General features: G+C 73.5%; 15 protein-coding genes. 7 read left to right on the top strand and 8 right to left on the bottom strand.

Features of this window, described 5'->3' with window-relative positions; all coding sequences use genetic code 11:
• The first annotated feature begins 28 nt into the window (after positions 1-28).
• From IE313_RS11590 to IE313_RS11620, 7 genes are all read left to right on the top strand, one after another.
• Positions 29-397, top strand: a complete 369-nt coding sequence (locus IE313_RS11590) for a 6-pyruvoyl trahydropterin synthase family protein (protein WP_189930910.1) — start codon at positions 29-31, stop codon at positions 395-397.
• A gap of 114 nt (positions 398-511) precedes the next feature.
• On the top strand, positions 512-1,183 hold the full coding sequence (locus tag IE313_RS11595) for a 7-carboxy-7-deazaguanine synthase QueE (protein WP_189930911.1): 672 nt from the start codon (positions 512-514) through the stop codon (positions 1,181-1,183).
• A gap of 56 nt (positions 1,184-1,239) precedes the next feature.
• Positions 1,240-1,785, top strand: coding sequence for a GTP cyclohydrolase I (folE, locus tag IE313_RS11600; protein WP_308439162.1), 546 nt, complete (start codon positions 1,240-1,242; stop codon positions 1,783-1,785).
• Positions 1,786-1,795: 10 nt separating this feature from the next.
• A complete protein-coding gene (gene guaB, locus IE313_RS11605; protein ID WP_189930913.1) occupies positions 1,796-2,947 on the top strand; it encodes an IMP dehydrogenase in 1,152 nt (383 codons plus the stop codon).
• A gap of 32 nt (positions 2,948-2,979) precedes the next feature.
• On the top strand, positions 2,980-3,531 hold the full coding sequence (locus tag IE313_RS11610; protein ID WP_189930914.1) for a phosphoribosyltransferase: 552 nt from the start codon (positions 2,980-2,982) through the stop codon (positions 3,529-3,531).
• Positions 3,528-4,823: a UbiD family decarboxylase gene (locus IE313_RS11615; RefSeq protein ID WP_189930915.1), complete on the top strand. Its 1,296-nt coding sequence runs from the start codon at positions 3,528-3,530 to the stop codon at positions 4,821-4,823. Before IE313_RS11610 ends, IE313_RS11615 begins: the two co-directional genes overlap by 4 nt.
• A gap of 13 nt (positions 4,824-4,836) precedes the next feature.
• On the top strand, positions 4,837-5,343 hold the full coding sequence (locus IE313_RS11620) for an NUDIX domain-containing protein (protein WP_189930916.1): 507 nt from the start codon (positions 4,837-4,839) through the stop codon (positions 5,341-5,343).
• Positions 5,344-5,375: 32 nt separating this feature from the next.
• Here the strand turns inward: IE313_RS11620 and IE313_RS11625 are convergent, their stop codons facing one another.
• From IE313_RS11625 to IE313_RS11660, 8 genes are all read right to left on the bottom strand, one after another.
• Positions 5,376-6,347: a PfkB family carbohydrate kinase gene (locus IE313_RS11625; protein WP_189930917.1), complete on the bottom strand. Its 972-nt coding sequence runs from the start codon at positions 6,345-6,347 to the stop codon at positions 5,376-5,378.
• Between the two features lie 453 nt (positions 6,348-6,800).
• Positions 6,801-8,051: a cytochrome P450 family protein gene (locus IE313_RS11630; protein ID WP_189930918.1), complete on the bottom strand. Its 1,251-nt coding sequence runs from the start codon at positions 8,049-8,051 to the stop codon at positions 6,801-6,803.
• A 6-nt stretch (positions 8,052-8,057) separates the two neighbouring features.
• Positions 8,058-9,302 carry a cytochrome P450 family protein gene (locus tag IE313_RS11635; RefSeq protein ID WP_189930919.1) on the bottom strand — a complete coding sequence of 415 codons (1,245 nt, stop codon included), beginning with the start codon at positions 9,300-9,302 and terminating at the stop codon, positions 8,058-8,060.
• Entirely contained in the window at positions 9,299-9,901 is a 603-nt protein-coding gene (locus IE313_RS11640) for a GTP-binding protein (protein ID WP_189930920.1), read from the bottom strand. Before IE313_RS11640 ends, IE313_RS11635 begins: the two co-directional genes overlap by 4 nt.
• On the bottom strand, positions 9,873-10,241 hold the full coding sequence (locus tag IE313_RS11645) for a DUF742 domain-containing protein (RefSeq protein ID WP_189930921.1): 369 nt from the start codon (positions 10,239-10,241) through the stop codon (positions 9,873-9,875). Before IE313_RS11645 ends, IE313_RS11640 begins: the two co-directional genes overlap by 29 nt.
• Entirely contained in the window at positions 10,238-10,645 is a 408-nt protein-coding gene (locus tag IE313_RS11650) for a roadblock/LC7 domain-containing protein (protein ID WP_229924539.1), read from the bottom strand. The genes IE313_RS11645 and IE313_RS11650 overlap by 4 nt, the downstream gene beginning before the upstream one ends.
• The gene (locus IE313_RS11655) at positions 10,642-11,955 is read right to left on the bottom strand and encodes an ATP-binding protein (protein ID WP_189930922.1); all 1,314 of its coding nucleotides are present in this window, start codon (positions 11,953-11,955) and stop codon (positions 10,642-10,644) included. The genes IE313_RS11650 and IE313_RS11655 overlap by 4 nt, the downstream gene beginning before the upstream one ends.
• A gap of 1,061 nt (positions 11,956-13,016) precedes the next feature.
• Positions 13,017-15,500, bottom strand: coding sequence for a CehA/McbA family metallohydrolase (locus IE313_RS11660; RefSeq protein ID WP_189930923.1), 2,484 nt, complete (start codon positions 15,498-15,500; stop codon positions 13,017-13,019).
• Positions 15,501-15,668 lie beyond the last annotated feature (168 nt).

The raw sequence follows: 15,668 nt of genomic DNA on the forward strand, positions 1-15,668 counted from the left end.
TTCACGACAGAAGGAAAGCGGGTCTGGCGTGCTCTCAATTTCCAAGGAGTTCCACTTCTCGGCAAGCCACCAGCTCGACCACTTGCCGCCCGACCATCCCTGCAGTCGACTGCACGGCCATAATTATGTCATCGTGCTTGAACTCTCCGCGAAACGGGCCGACCTGACCAGGCCCGGATTCGTCAGGGATTACGGCGAGCTGTCTATTTTCAAGAAGTGGCTTGATGAGACGGTGGACCACCGCAACCTCAACGATGTGCTCGACGGCCGGAACCCGTCCGCGGAGAACATCGCCATGTGGGTGCACGACATCTGGTCGGAGACCTTTCCGGAGCTGACGGCCGTACGGGTCTCCGAGACCCCGAAGACCTGGGCGGTCTACCGCCCGGGCGAGTAACGCCCACGCTGGTGCCGTGATGCCTGGCGGCGCGCCGACAGGGAGTCGAGGGAGGTGGTGACGTGGCGGATCCGAAACTCGTGGTGAACGAGATATTCGGCCCCACCTAGCGCTGTGCAGGGCGAAGGACCCTCCGCTGGGAGGTCATGTGCGTTCCTGCGGCTCGGCGGCTGCAATCTCACCTGCCGCTGGTGCGACACGCCGTACACCTGGGACTGGCAGGGGGTGTCCGACACGGGCATCGCCTATCGGCCCGTCGATGAATTGCATGTCATGTCCGCCGCCGAGGTCACCGAGCGGCTGCTCGGCTTCGAGGTCGGACTGATCGTGATCTCGGGCGGAGAACCGCTGAGTCAGCAGAGCAGGGTTCTGCCCGTGGTGGCGGAATTGCGTGATCGGGGTATCGCCGTCGAATTCGAGACCAACGGCACTGTATCTCCGGAGGACTCGCTGATTGCGACGGGCGCCCGGTTCAACGTATCGCCCAAACTGTCCCACTCGGGAGTCGTGGAACACCGCAGAATCGTCCCGGAGGTGCTGGTCAAGTTCGCGGCTCAGCCCGCTGCCGAGTTCAAGTTCGTCTGCGGTGAGGCGGCTGATCTCGAAGAGGTCGCCGCCCTGGTCGATCGATTCGGCCTCAAAGACGTCTGGATCATGCCGAGAGGGCAGTCTGCCGAGGAGATCGGAGTGAGCATCCGGGAACTTGCGGATGCCGTCGTCGCACGCAGGTGGAATCTGTCGACCAGATTGCACGTCCATGCGTGGGGAAGCGAGCGTGGATTTTGATGGACAGCAGAGCTGAGCGACTGGGTGGCGATGTGGCCGTACCGCAAGAACCGGAAGTGCGTGACCCGATCGAACTGCTGGCACGCCAACTGCTCGTAGCCATAGGCGAGGACCCGGAACGAGAGGGCCTCCGGGACACGCCCGCGCGCTACGCACGCTGGTGGCGCGAGTTCACCCGCTATGAGCCGGGCACCATGGACACCGTCTTCGAGACGACCACCGGGGCCAATCTGGTGGCCGTCTCGGCGATCGGCGTCTGGTCCCTGTGCGAGCACCACCTCCTGCCGTTCTCCTGCCGGCTCACCGTCGGCTACCTGCCGCACGGGCAGATCCTCGGGCTCAGCAAGTTCGCGCGGATCGCCCAGCGGCACGCCCACAAGCTCCAGTCGCAGGAGCGGCTCTCCGAGGAGATCGCGGACGACGTGGAGAAGCTCACCGGGTCGCCGGACGTGGCGGTGATCGGCAAGGGGGAGCACCTCTGCATGGCGATGCGCGGCATCAGGGCACCCGCAACGATGACGACGACGGTGTGGCGCGGCGCACTCCAGGACAGCGCCATGCGCAGCGAGCTGATAGCGCTGACCAGCGGACTCAGGGACTGAAGGGACCCCCATGCGCATCGTCCAACCACTGCGTACCGGGCTGAGTTTCGACGACGTCCTCCTGACGCCGCAGCGGACCTCCCTGACCAGCCGGCGGCAGGCCGACACCTCCGTGGAGCTGCTGGACGGCATCAGGCTGCGGGTGCCGATCATCTCGGCGAACACCCAGTGGTGCACCGGGGACCGGATGGCCGTGGCGATGGCGCGGGGCGGAGGACTCGGCATCCTGCACCGGATGCAGACCCCCGAGCAGCAGATCGCGCAGTTGGACGCCGTCAAGGCCGTACGGCCCGGTGCCGACGAGGACCGGGCCAGCCTGGCCGCCGACGGCAGCCCGCTGGTCGGTGCCGCGGTCGGGGTGACCGGGGACTGGCGCGAGCGTGCCGCGGAACTCGTCGGGCACGGCGTGGACATCCTCCTGGTCGACGTCGCACACGGCCACAGCGACCAGGTCATCGACGCCGTCAAGGAACTGCGGTCCGACTATCCGCAGGTGCCGCTGATCGCGGGCAACGTGGCCACCGCGGCCGGCGTCCGCGATCTGGCCGAGGCCGGCGCCGGTGCCGTGAAGGTCGGCATCGGACCCGGCGGGGTGTGCACCACCCGGCTGGTGGCGGGCACCGGCGTACCGCAGTTGACGGCCGTCCTCGACTGCGCGGAGGCGGCCGCCGAGCTGGGCGTGCGGATCATCGCCGACGGCGGGATCCGGCAGTCGGGCGACATCGCCAAGTCCCTCGCCGCCGGCGCCCACGCGGTGATGCTCGGCTCGGCGCTGGCCGGAGCCGACGAGAGCGAGGCCGAGCCGGTGACCAGGGACGGCCGCGCCTACAAGGTCAGCAGGGGGTTCGCCTCGCTCGGCATGGAGCTGACGCTCCGCATGGCCGCGGGCGGCAAGGTCACCCAGGAGGAGATCGACGACTACGTACCGGAAGGGGTGGAGGTGACGTTCGCCGCGTCCGGGCCGCTCACGCGGACCCTGCGCCAACTCGTCGGGGGCGTGCAGTCCGCGATGAGCTACTCGGGAGCGGCCGACCTCGACGCCTTCCGGAACAACGCCGAGTTCGTCCGCGTCACCAGCGCGGGCCGGGCGGAGAACGTGCCGCACGCCCGCGAGCGCTCCGAGCAGATAACGGCCGCACGGGTGGCGGGAGCAGCACAGTGACGCGGGGTGCCGACACGGCGGGAGCAGCGGGCGTGACGGGCGAGCAGAGTGGGATGTGGTCGAGGCAGGGCCCCTACCTGCTGGACTGGACCTCCTACGGCGAGATCGTCGGCAGCATCGCCGCACGGGTGCGGGCCGACGGGTTCCGGCCCGATGTCGTCCTGGCCGTGGCCCGCGGCGGGCTGGCCCCGGCCGGCTACCTCACCTGCGCGCTCGACGTCCCGGTGATGGAGACGATACGGGTGCGCACCACGACGGACGACAGCCGCTACGCCGCCAAGCGCCGGCCCGCCGTGGACACCGCCAGACCCCTGGAACTGAGTCCCGGCGCCCGCGTCCTGGTGGTCGACGACATCGTCGGCACCGGAGCGACGGCCGACGCCGTGCTCGGCCGGCTGGCCGACGTGGGCGTGGCGGCCGGCGACGTGCGCTTCGCCGCCCTGGTGCGCAACCACCGCTGCCGCTACGTACCCGACTACTGCCCCGTCGTCATCGACGACTGGATCGTCTTCCCCTGGGAGACGGAACGCGAACCGACGGACAACTGCCGTCCGCTCCCCGCCGAGCTGTGGGTGGGTCCATGACCGTGTCGGAGCGGTTGCCGAGATCGGCCGGCAGCCGCGACCGCTTCGCCGGCAGCGGGCTCCGCCCGGCCCGGGGCGCCGCCGAGCTGGGCCTGCCCGCCTGCTACGACGCCGTCCCGCTGTACACCTACGACGCCCGCCTCAGCCGCCGGGTCGAGGTGGCCAGGACCCTCGCGGAGATCGAGAAGGCCCACGGCGCCCGTCCCACCGTGGTGTTCACCGACATCGCCGAGCGGCCCGGCGAGCGGGTGCTCTGCCACCCCTACCCGCGCGCCGTGCTGCTCGCGGCGCTGTCGACGACGGAGGAGCGCCACCTGGCGGAGATGGCCGGCCGGCTGGCCGGGCCCGTGCCCCGCCGCGCGGCGCGCACCCCCGCGGCGGCCGGCCGCCGGGAGCTGCCCGGGCTCATGGACGACCTTCCGGTGCTCCAGCACCGCCCCGGGGACGCCGGGCCCTACATCACCGCCGGAGTGGGCGTCACGGCCATGCCCGACGGCAGCGGCGTCAACATGGGCTACTACCGCATCCAGGTGGTCGGACCCACCGCAGCCCGGATCTTCCTCGACCCGCGCACCGACGGGCACCACAACCTGCTGGCGTGGCGCGAGGTCGGCCGACCGATGCCGATCTCCATCTTCCTCGGCGCGGATCCGGCGATCGCCGTCGTGGCCGCCTCGCGCCTGCCCGCCGAGGGCGACGACTACGACATCGCCTCCCGGCTGCTGGGACGCCCCGTCACCACCGGCGGGAGCCCGCCCGTACCTGACGACGCGACACACGTCCTCACGGGTCTCGTCCAGCACCGGGACGAGACGGAAGGGCCGTTCGGCGAGTTCAAGGGCTACTACGCGGAGGCACGGCAGAGCAACGTGCTGACCGTCGGCGGGGTCTTCGCGACACCGGGCGCGCCGTTCCCCACCATCGTGGCCGGCGGCGAGTCGGGACTGACCCTGATGAGCTTCCAGAACGAGTACCTGATGTACGCGCACCTGCTGGAGCGCGGCTACCCCATCAGGTCCGTGCGCTACTCGATCGAGGCCCGGGGCGAGTTCGTGGTGTACCTGGAGTCCGACGAACCCAGCCGGGAACTGGTGCGCGAGGCGATGGCCTTCGACGTACGCTCCAAGGTGATCGTGTGCGGACCCGACCTCTCCAACCCCGGCCAGGCACTGGCCACGTACGGTTTCACCACGCAGACCGAGCCGTACTACCGCAAGGGCAAGGTGGAGGGGGAACGCATCGGTCTGGCCCTGGTGATCCGGCCGGTGGGGCGGCCGACCGAATACAATTGAGGACAACAGTACGATGCACCGTTTCGAACGAGTCCTGCCCGCCGCGCTGATGGTGGTCCCGGGCCCCGACGGCACCGTGACGTTCGTCCGCCAACTGGGCGGGCCCTACGCGGGGAACTGGCTGCTGCCCGGCGGCGGCATCGAGCCGGGGGAGCCGGCCGAGGCGGCGGCGCGCCGCGAGGCCCGCGAGGAGACGGGCATCAGCGTGCAGGACTGCTCCCTCTTCGCCGTCTACGAGTTCACCGGCAAGTGGGAGCAGGGCCAGTACCACCTGCTGATGTTCGCCTTCCTCGCCGACCGCCCCCAGCAGGTGCCCGCCGGCTTCGAAGGGGACAACGTGGGGGGCATCATCCAGGCCCGCCCCGCCGACATCCCCCTGCACTCCACGGATCTGCGGATCCTCACCGACGCGGGGCTGACGTCCTACCCGGACGACGTGGTGGCGCCCGCGCTCGCCGCCGACGGCATCACCATGTACGCGCACCGGGTGGGCGGCACGGCGCGGTTCGCCGCGTCCTGACCCCCGCGCCGTCCCCGTCGCACCGTCCCCCTTCACGCCGCCCCGAGGGTCCGGAGCGCACGGCACGTGCTCTGCCGGCAGCCCACCGTCAGTTGGGCGGCCCTCAGGCCGTCGGCGAGTGCGGCCGTGCTGCCGGAACCGCGTACCAGGCCGAGGACGAAGGCGGAGGCCAGCGCGTCCCCGGCACCCGTGTCGTCCAGGCAGTGACCGGGCCGTGCGGGCATGAGCACCGGCGCGGAACGCTCCGCGGAGGCGACCGCGGCCCCCGCCGCACCGCACGTGACGACGGCGACCCGGGGACCGCGCCGCACCAGCGAGCGGGCCTGTGCGCCGGCGTGCCCCAGCCGGGCGTCGTCCTCCGCCGCCCCGTCCACCGCGCCCGGCGCGCCGCCCGCACCCTCCAGCAGCGCCGCGGCCTCGGCGGTGTTGAGGACCAGCACGTCGAACAGGGGCAGCAGATGGGCGCGGGGGCCGAAGTCGGCGATCCTGGTGGGCAGGGCGCACAGCGGTGTCGTGTGCTCCCGTGCCACCCGGGACACCCAGGTGAGCAGCCGTTCGTCCAGTCCGCCCTCGACGACGACCGCGCCCGCGCCCGCGATGCGGCCGGCGAGTTCCGCACCGCACAGGACGTTGCCCTCGGCGGGGTCCGGGAGCCTGATCCGCGACACCATGTGCCGCCCCCGGCCGTCGAGGAACACCGAGAACCGGCCCACGCCCCCCGGTATGCGCCGCACCTGCAGGAGCACACCGAGACCCCTCAGCTCCTCCTCCAGGTCCCCGGCGTCCGCACCGAACCCGGACAGGCCCACGAAGGCGGCCCGGGCGCCCAGGCGCGCCAGATTGACCGCGACATTGCGCCCGACCCCGCCGGGGTGCCGCCTGACGCTCCACACCGTGCCGTCCTCCGGGCCGCAGCGGTAGCCGCCCGCGGCGGAGAACTTGCGGTCCGTCACCAGGGATCCGACGACGACGACTTCGCTGGACTTGCTGCACGGTTTCTGCACCGGGCGGACTCCAGGAGGTGGGGGAGGAGTGCGGGCGGCGGGCGGCGCTCGCCTCCCACGGTAGTCCCGCCGGCACGGCCGTCACCAGCGTCGCCGGGTCCGCGGCCCGGGCCGGAGAGGGGTGGCCGGTGCCGTTGGACGCCGCTCTTGACGGTGCGTACCCGAAGCGGGAATCTGGATCGTGGTGGCGTGGGCCCGGGCATCGCTCGTCCTCGCCGTCGTGGTGCCGCCGGGCGCCCTGGCCGCGGGTGCGCCGCCTGCCCGCTGGGCCCCTCTCGCCGTGGACGGCCACGGCCCGCGCCGGCCTCGTGGCCCTGCCCGCCCCCTTCGGCCCACCCTCCCCGGACGCCGTCGCCGACGGCCTGCCGCGGCGAGGGGTACGCACGCCCGCCGGCGCCCGGAGCGCTCCGGGCGCCGGCGGAGGGCGATCGTCCGCTCGTGTGGTGCGACGTTTCAGCGGGCGGCGGCACCGAGGACGACGGGCAGGCGCCGGTGGCCGTTGGAGATGAGGCTCGGCAGGGGCTGGAGCTCGGCGGGCCCGACGGCCAGGCGCATGTCGGGGAAGCGGGCGAAGAGGGCGCGGAGTGCGATGCACGCCTCGATACGGGCGAGTTCGGCGCCCACGCACAGGTGCGGGCCGTGGCCGAACGCGAGGTGCTCCCGGGCGGTGGCGCGGGCGGTGTCGAACCGGTCGGCGTCCCCGCCGTGCACCCCCGGGTCGCGCCCGGCGGCCGCGAAGTTGATCGCGAGGGCGTCGCCGCGCGCGAAGACCAGGCCGGTGGGCTCGTCGACCACGTCGTGGACGGCGAAGCGGAGGATGATCGTGGCGATCGGGGCCTGGTGGCGCAGTGCCTCCTCCACGACCTGCTCCCAGCCCGTTCGGCCGCTGGTGGCGGCGGCCAGTTGGGCGGGGTGGCTCAGGAGGCCGGCCGTCGCGTGGTCGAGGAGGTTGACGGTGGTCTCGTGTCCGGCGCCGATGAGGAGCATGAGGCTGTCGGCGAGTTCCCGGACGGTCAGCTCGCCGTCGGTGTGCGCGGTGATGAGCGCACAGGTCACGTCGTCCTCGGGGTGCCCGCGCTTGTGCGCCAGCAGTTCGTCGATGAGCGCGTACACCCGCACCGGTGCGGCGGCCGCCTCCTCGGGCGGCAGGCCGGTGGCGAAGAGGTCGCCGATCGCGTCGCGGAAGGCGTCGTGGAGGTGGCCGGGGACACCGAGCACACTGTTGACGACGAGGAGCGGAAGGCGCCAGGCGAAGCGCGCGCGCAGGTCCACCACCTCCTCGGGCCCCGCGGTGCAGAGTTCGTCGAGCAGGTCCCTGGTGATCTCCTCGATCCGCGGGGCCAGCGCGCGGACGCGGCGGGTGCTGAACGCGGCGGCCAGCGGGCGGCGGAGGCGCCGGTGCTCGCTGCCGTAGGCGGACAGGGCGTTGCGGACGTCGACCCAGATCCGCAGCGGCCAGTCCTCGGGAACCTCCTTGCGGACGTACGCGGGCCAGTGCCGGTGGGCGTCCTTGGATATGCCGGGGTGGGTGAGCAGGCGCCTGATGAGCTGCGGGTCGGTGACCGACCAGGCCGGGATCCCACCGGGGAGCAGTACGCGGGCGGCCGGGCCGCGGGCCCGCAGCGCCGCGGCCTCGGCATGGATGTCGGTGCCGGATCCGTCGAGCGGGTAAGGGCACCCGGTGTCCGGTGGCGTGGCGGTCATGACGGTTCACCTTCCGATCGCAGCCAGTCTGGTGTCGGGGTGGAACATCACGGGCAGTGCGGTCAGACCGGACAGGAACGTGCCGGGCTTGTTGCGGAGCTGTCCGTCGGGTACGGCGAGGTCGAGTCCCGGGAGCCGGTCGAGCACCCGCTCCAGGGCGGTCTCGGCGATGAGGCGTGCGAGGTCGGGGGCCGGGCAGGCGTGCACTCCGGCGGAGAACCCGAGGTGGCCGCGGTTGCCGAGGCGGGCGGCCGGCGGGACCTTCAGGGCGGGGTCGTCGTTGGCGGCGGCGAAGCTGACGAGGATGGGATAGCCGGGCGCGAGGTGGACGCCTTCGAACTGCTGCCGGCCGAGCGCGTAGAGCGGGCAGTAGTTGGGGATGGGAGGGTTCTCCCAGAGGATTTCCTCAAGGGCGTCGGACACCGGCCGGACGCCGTCGTGGACACTGCCCGCGAAACTCGGGTCGGTGAGCACCCGCCGCAGGCCGTGGCCGATGTGGCTGCTGGTGGGAGGCGCGGCGGCACCGATGACCAGCAGGATCGTCTGCACCATCTCCGCGTCGGTGAGGCCCGCCGCGCTCAGATGGCTGGTGACGTCCCGGCCCGGCCGCTCCCTCCTGAGGCGGGTCAGCTCCAGGCAGGCGGACTCCAGGTCGGCGTTGGCCCGGGCCGCGTCGGCGCCCGCGTCGAACAGGCGGCTCACCGAGTGGACGATACGCCGCCCGAGCTCTGGTGGGCATCCGAACATCTCGATCACGGTGAGCATGGGCAACGGGTCGGCGTACTGCGCGATCAGGTCGGCCTCACCCGCCCCGGCGAAGGCGTCGATGAGCGAGTCGGCGATCCGGGCCACGGACGCGACCAGGGCATGGGTGTCGACGCGCGCCAGGCCGGCGGTGATCGCACGGCGCAGCCGGGCGTGCTCGGGGCCGTCCTTCCACAGCGCGTTGTCGCGCGGCTGCATCATCATCCGGGCCGGGCTGTCGGCCGGCACCTCGCCCTTGCGGAGCGCGTCCCAGTGCGCGGGGTCCTTGGCGAACCTGGCCGGCGTGTTCCGCAGCAGGTAGACGGCCGCCCGGTAGCTGACGGCGAGGTAGCCGTACACGCCGGGGGCGATCTCCACCGGCACGATCGGGCCCCGGGCGCGCAACCGGTCGTAGGTGGCGTGCGGGTCGGCGCTGAAGGCGTCACCGTGGATCGGCAGCGGGCCCTCGGCCCCGGCCGGTGCGGTCGGCGTGGTCGGTGCGGTCACGAGGCGGGCTCCGGCGTGCGGGTCAGCAGGTGGCGGACGAGGACGATCAGCGCGTCGCGTGCACTGGCCCGGTCGCGGGCGTCGCACGTCACCAGCGGTGTCTGCGCGGCGAGGTCCATGACCTCGCGCAGCCGCTGCTCGGGCACGGCGGGTGCGCCGTCGAAGCGGTTGATGGCGACGGTGTAGGGCAGGCCGAGGTCCTCGACGAGCTGGAGGATGGGGTAGGTGTCGGCGAGGCGCCTGGTGTCCGCGAGGACCAGTGCGCCGAGCGCGCCGACGGCGAGGTCCTCGAGTACCGGGTAGAAGCGGGGCTGGCCGGGCGCGCCGAACAGGTACAGGACGAGGTCGTCGGTCAGGGACAGGCGGCCGAAGTCCATGGCCACCGTGGTGGTGGTCTTGTGCGGCAGATCGGTGCTGTCGATGCCGGCGGCCGCGCTCGTCATCACCTCCTCGGTGCTGACGGGCGTGATCTGCGACAGGCAGTGGACCAGCGTGGTCTTCCCGGCGCCGAAGTGCCCGGCGACGAGGATCTTCGCGGTCCGCTCGTCGCCGCGCAGGGTCGGCGGGGCTTCAGAGGCGGCGAAGGCCGGCAAGGACATCCTCCAGCAGCGTGCGGCGGTCGTGTTCGGGGGTTTCCGTGATGCGCGGCCCGGTGGTGATGTGCCCGGAGTCCATGAGGTCGGCCAGCAGGATGCGGACGACGCTCAGCGGCAGGCGCAGCAGCGCGGCGAGTTCGGCGACCGACTGGGCGCCGCGGGTGAGCGTGTCGAGGATCTCGGCGTGCTCGGGGGTGAGCTGGGCACGGCCGAGGTGGCCGGCGGCGTCGGACAGGGAGACGAGGGTGATGTGGTCGAAGTGGTTGCGGCTGGCGTGCGACCGACCACCGGTGACCACGTACGTCCGCACCAGGCGGTCGCCGCCGGACCGTGCCGCGCTCATGCGCCCTCGGCCTGCGGCCGGCGCGGCGCGACCGCGAGTTCGGCCCCGAGGCGCTCCACCATCTTGGCCATGTCGTACGAGAACGCCGAGACGTCCACCTCGGGGCCCGCCGAGGCCACCAGGTAGGCCCCGTCCGCGGCGGCGATGACGAAGAGGAAACCGTCCTCGAACTGCACCATCGTCTGCTGCCAGGCGGTGTTGCCCTCGCTGACGAAGTCGCTGCCGTTGCGGCTGAGGGACTGCATGCCGGAGGCGATGGCGGAGACCCGGTCGGCCATGTCCTGGTGGACGCCCGCGGAGGCCGCCCGCTGCAGCCCGTCGGCGGACAGCAGCACCGCGTGCCGGGCGTGCGGCGCCTTGACGAGTTCGTCGAGGATCCAGCTCACGTCGGGGTTCTTGGTCACGATGTCTCCTCATCGGAAGTACGGGCGGACTTGGTGGCGCGGACGAACGCGGCGAGGCTCTGACCGGAGCCGGGGGACGGCGGCACGGAGGCCGGCCGGGTGGGCGGCGGCTTGCGGGTGCCGGAACGGCGGCGAATGGGCAGGCCGTCCTCCGCCACCGGGTACGCCTCCTCGGGCCGGTCTGCCGACGGTGCCGCGGCCGAGGGAGGCGGCACCGCGGGCCGCGCGGCGGCCGGCTCCGGGACCTCGGCGGCAGGGGGCGAGGTCAGCAGGGCCCGGGGCAGGTGCAGCACGGCACGCACGCCGCCGTGCACCGAGTGCTCCTCGTCGACGGAGACGCGGAAGCCGTACTTGGCGGCGAGCCGGCCGACGCCGAGGTGGCCGAAGCTCGGCGGGACCCGCAGCTCGGTGAACCGGACCGGATCCTTGCCGGCCAGACGGCGCGCAGCCAGTTCGCGGGCCTCGGGTGCCATACCGGGGCCGGCGTCGTGGATCTCGATGCTGACGCCCTGGTGGGCCTCCAGGAAGCTGACCTCCACCGGTGTCGTGGGGGCGCTGTGGCGGGCGGCGTTGTCCAGCAGCTCGGCGACCGCGAGCACGACGGGCTCGACGAACCGGCCGACGACCCAGTGCGCCGACTCGCCCGGCACCTTGATCCGCTGGAAGTCCCTGATCCTGGACACACCGCCGCGCACCGCGTCCAGCAGCGGCACGTCGTCGCGCTGCCGGCCGGGCCACATGTCCGTCAGCACACCGAGGATCTGAAGGCGCCGCGCGAGCTGGTTGCCGGTGTGGTCGATGGGCTGGACCAGCTCAAGCACCTGCTCGTCGTGCTCCGTGTCCAGCAGCCTGGTGATGGCCGCCTGCTGTTCGTAGACGAGGGCCTGCACGGAGCGCGTGACGGCCTGCACGGCGGCCCGCGACGCCGCGTCGGCCCGCTCGATGGCCGCCGCCGTCAGGGAGTCCACCTGTTCGAGCACCGCCAGGTACGCCTTGCCGGTGGCGGTCCCGGCCAGCTCACGGTGGAGCAGGTCGCCGGCGGAGGAGAGGTCGCCGGTACCGTCCTGGAGTGCGTACACGAGGGCGGGCAGCCTGGACTCGGCGAGGTGCGCGGCCTCCTCGTCCCGCGCCGCGATCTGCCGCTCCGCCTCCGCGGCCCGCCGCTCGACCTCGGCGGTGCGGGCCCGCAGCGCCGTGAGGACCGCACCGCGCCGCGCCGCCTTCCTGCCGTAGCGCAGCGCGACCGCGCCGACGGCGACGAGACCGCCGGTCGGCGCCCACAGCAGTACGTCCTGTATCAGAGGGGCCATCAGATCCTCACGGCGTCGGGGAGAGGTGGGGGGGGCGCGGTGGGCACCGCGTCGTCGGGGAATCCGGAGCGGGGGGCGGTGCGCGGTGCGCGGTGCCGGACGCACGGGGCGGGGCACCCGTTCGCCGCCGCGGGTGTGCGCGGCGCCCGGTGGGCACGGGCCGGGCGGGCGGCGGGGCCCGGCGGGCCCCCGGGCAGGGCGCGCCGGCACGGTGGGGGACCCGGGGCCGGAGCCGGGCGGTGGGTCGGCGCGGCACGCGGGCGGGCGGGCCCGGGGCGGCACGTCGTCCGGCGTCGCAACCGTGCTCATACCACCCCCATCGGCGCCTCGGACCGCGCGGGCCGGTACCGAACGAAGTTCTGGCGCACCGGGGGCCGGGGCAGTACCGCCACGACCGGGCGGAGATCAGGGATGTGCCCCCGTGCGCCCGGCCGAGGCCGGTCCGCCGTGCCGTCACCGACCCGCACCGGCGCCGAACGCTCGTACCCGGGCAGCCAGTTCGGTAGGCTCTCGACGGGTTTCGGCCCGGCGGCGATGCCGTACATGATCTGCAGTTCCTCCGGGTCACCCGCAACGGCCCGCAGCAGCCCGTCGCGCCACGCTTACGGCTCGTCACGGTAGCCGGTGCGCGGCCTAGAGGATAGCGTGATCGCCGACTTCCTCGGCCGGGTGTGGCGATGGCCCGTTCCCGGGGCGCACCGGCCCGCTCACGGGGCCGCGCCGCCCCGCCTTCCGCAGCCGCGCCGGCCCACCCGATGGACCGCGCCGCCCCGCCTTCCGGGACGTACCGCCCCCTGTGCGCGGCCGCCGCCGTCCCGGGTGCCGTGCCGTGTCCGCGTCGGCCGGCGGGTTCGGCCGGGGAGAGCCGGGGGCGGCCCGGGGCGTTGGGGGACACGCCTGCCTGACCCACCGGAGCGGCGGGTTGCGGCAGGTGGTCCTGGCCACCGGCAGCGCGGCCGCCGCCGCGCCCCGGTGGAGACCGCCCACCGGGGCGCGGCGCAAGGGCTCGGGCCGGGGCCGGGGCGCAGGGCGCGGGCCCCCGGTGCCCGCCGCCCGGGCCCTCAGCGCAGGTCGAGCACGTACACCTGGTGGGTGCGGTCACGCTGGGCGCGCCGTGCCGCACGGTCGCTGGTGAAGACGGCGGTGCCCTGGTCCAGCGCGGGCCAGGTGCAGTTCCCGCGCGTCGTGACCTGCTTCGCCTGCGACCAGCCCGACGCCGTGTCGCGCGTCGCGGTGTACACCTTCCACCGCCAGTCGGCCGACCGCGAGTCGTACCAGACCGCGCGCAGCGGGCCGTGCGGATCACGGCTCAGCACGGCCCGCTGGCTCATCGCCGCGGGCGCCGGTGCGACCTGCTCGAACGGCGCCCAGGCGGCACCCCCGTCGGTGGAACGGCTCGCCCGCAACTGGAGGTTGGCGCCCGAACTCTGCAGTGCGCCGCTCTCCCAGATCGCGACGAAGGCGCCCGTTTCGTCGACGGCCACGTCGGGGTGCCGGTCCGCCCGGTCGGTGACCGCGCTGACCTGCACCGGTGCGCTCCAGTCGCGGTCCGGCGCGGTGCGCACCGCCGCCAGCACCTGCCAGTTGTCCGGGTCCGTGCCGCCGCTCGCCGGCCGGCCCGCGGGCGGGGTGTGGCCCGTCCACAGCGGGTCGGGGTCGAAGCGGTCGTCCTGCCAGGTGATCACGGCGTGCCCGTGGCCGCCGACGGCGATCGACGGGAAGAGGGAGGCCGGGTAGCGCGGTGACCGCGCGTCGTCCGGGGTGCCGGCGCTGACCGTCTTGCCCGCCGCCGAGATGTTCACGGCGGCCCTGTCGAAGCCGACGACCTGCGCGAACACATCGAACGCACCGGCGCTGTTGTCCGACCAGGCCACCAGCGGGTACCGGCCGCCGAGCAGGGCGATCGCCGGGTGGATCGAGCGGCCGCCGCCGCTGCCGAGCTGCTGCGGGGAGCCGAAGGTGCGGCCGCCGTCGGTGCTGCGGGCGAGCCGGATCACCGGGCGGTGCGGCTGCTCGTGGCCGAGTTCGTCCTGCCAGACCACCCAGACGTCGCGGCCGGCGGCGGCGACGCGCGGGAAGCGCGCGGTGCCGGAACCGGTGGAGAGGGTCAGGGCCCGGGTGGGCCGGCCCCTGGAGTCGAGCCGCCGGTAGACGACCTCCGTCGCCTGGTCCTCGTGGTGTTCCGCGACGACGTGCGTGACGCCGTCGGCCACGGCGACGTCGGGGAATCCGGTGAACAGGCCCTGCTCACCCGCCGCGAGCCGCGCCGCGTCGGGCCGCCGGTCGGCGGGCGGCAGCGCGATCTCGGGCCGCGGTTCCGCGGGTGCGCCGACGGACAGGAAGACCGGTGCCGTGGCGCCGCGCAACTGGGTGGGGAGGCCGGGATCCGCGTCGGCGCCGGAGGCGCTGCCGGGCGAACGCGCCTCGGCCCGGTACCAGGTGTGGTCGGCGCCCCGCGGGGCGAGGGGCGGCAGCGGGAGTTCGTAGGTCTCGACGGTCTTCGCCGGCGTGAAGGTGGCGACCGGGCCCGCGGAGCGGCCGGGCGCCGCGTACACCATGACCCTCGTGCCGGCGCCGCCCACCACCTTCACCCGCAGAGCGGCCTTCTCCGGCACGCGGCGGGTGGTCAGGACGACCTCGTCGCCGCCGATCGCCTCGAAGACGCCGTCGCCGTCCACGTCCGCCTCGATGGTGAGGAACGGCCCCCCGATGTTCTGCGAGACCGAGGTGCGGCCGGCCAGGAACCCGTCGAGGATGCCCCGCACGGAACGTGCGCCCGCGAAGACGTGCGTGGTCGGCTCACCGGGGCCCGCGACGTCCCACAGCTCACGGAAGTGGCAGTCGCTGGCCGCGGCCACACCGAAGCGGAAGCCTGCGTTCCAGCGGTTCTCCGCGTAGTCCACCTGCGCGTCCGGGTCGGTGGACACGTTCAGCACCTCGACGAGGTCCGCGCCCTGGACGCTGGCGTTGTCCTCGACGCCGCCGGCCGGTGTGTACTCGCCGTCGTCCGGGTGGGCCTGCGACCAGACGGCGTCCTGCGCGTGCGCGTCCCACACGGACTGCTGCACGTGCCGGAAGGCCGGTGAGCCCTCGGGGTTGGCGCCGTCGACGATGACGTCCACGTTGCCGAGGACGATGGCGTGCGGTGCGCCGTTGGCCTCCTCGCCGGGGATGAGGAGCAGTTCGGACGACTTCCACTGGGGGTCCCAGTGCTGGTCGTAGGTGCGGTGGTCGGTCAGGGGCATGAAGGCCAGGCCCGTGCGCTCGCCCTGGGCGATCTGGTCGCCGACGGGGAGGTTGCCCGGCAGCGTCTGCTTCGACGTCTGCCGGGGTCCGCTGCCGTCCGAGGAGTGGTCGTCGTGCACATGCGTGTCACCCGCCAGCCACTGGCCCGAGGGTGCCGTGCGCCCCGCACCGGGACCGCGGCCGCGACCCGCGGTGGCCGCCCGCGCGGGCTCCGAGCCGACACCGGCGCCGGTGGCCGTGACCGCCGCCGCACCGGCCGCCACCACGAACCCCCTGCGCGTCAACTCCCCGCGGTCCACGCCTCCTTCCCGTGCGCGGGTCGTTCTCTCCGGGTCGGCCGATTCCTTGGGTGTCCGCATCTGGGCCTGCCTTTCGTGTACCGCTCGCACCAAAGTGGTGCGAACCGGCCCCGAGGCTAGAAATCGTCCCTGTTCTATGGCGTGAACTCATAGGGAAGGGAGGGTGCA

It is taken from the genome of Streptomyces sulfonofaciens (assembly GCF_014656295.1).
Classification (GTDB): Bacteria; Actinomycetota; Actinomycetes; order Streptomycetales; family Streptomycetaceae; genus Streptomyces; species Streptomyces sulfonofaciens.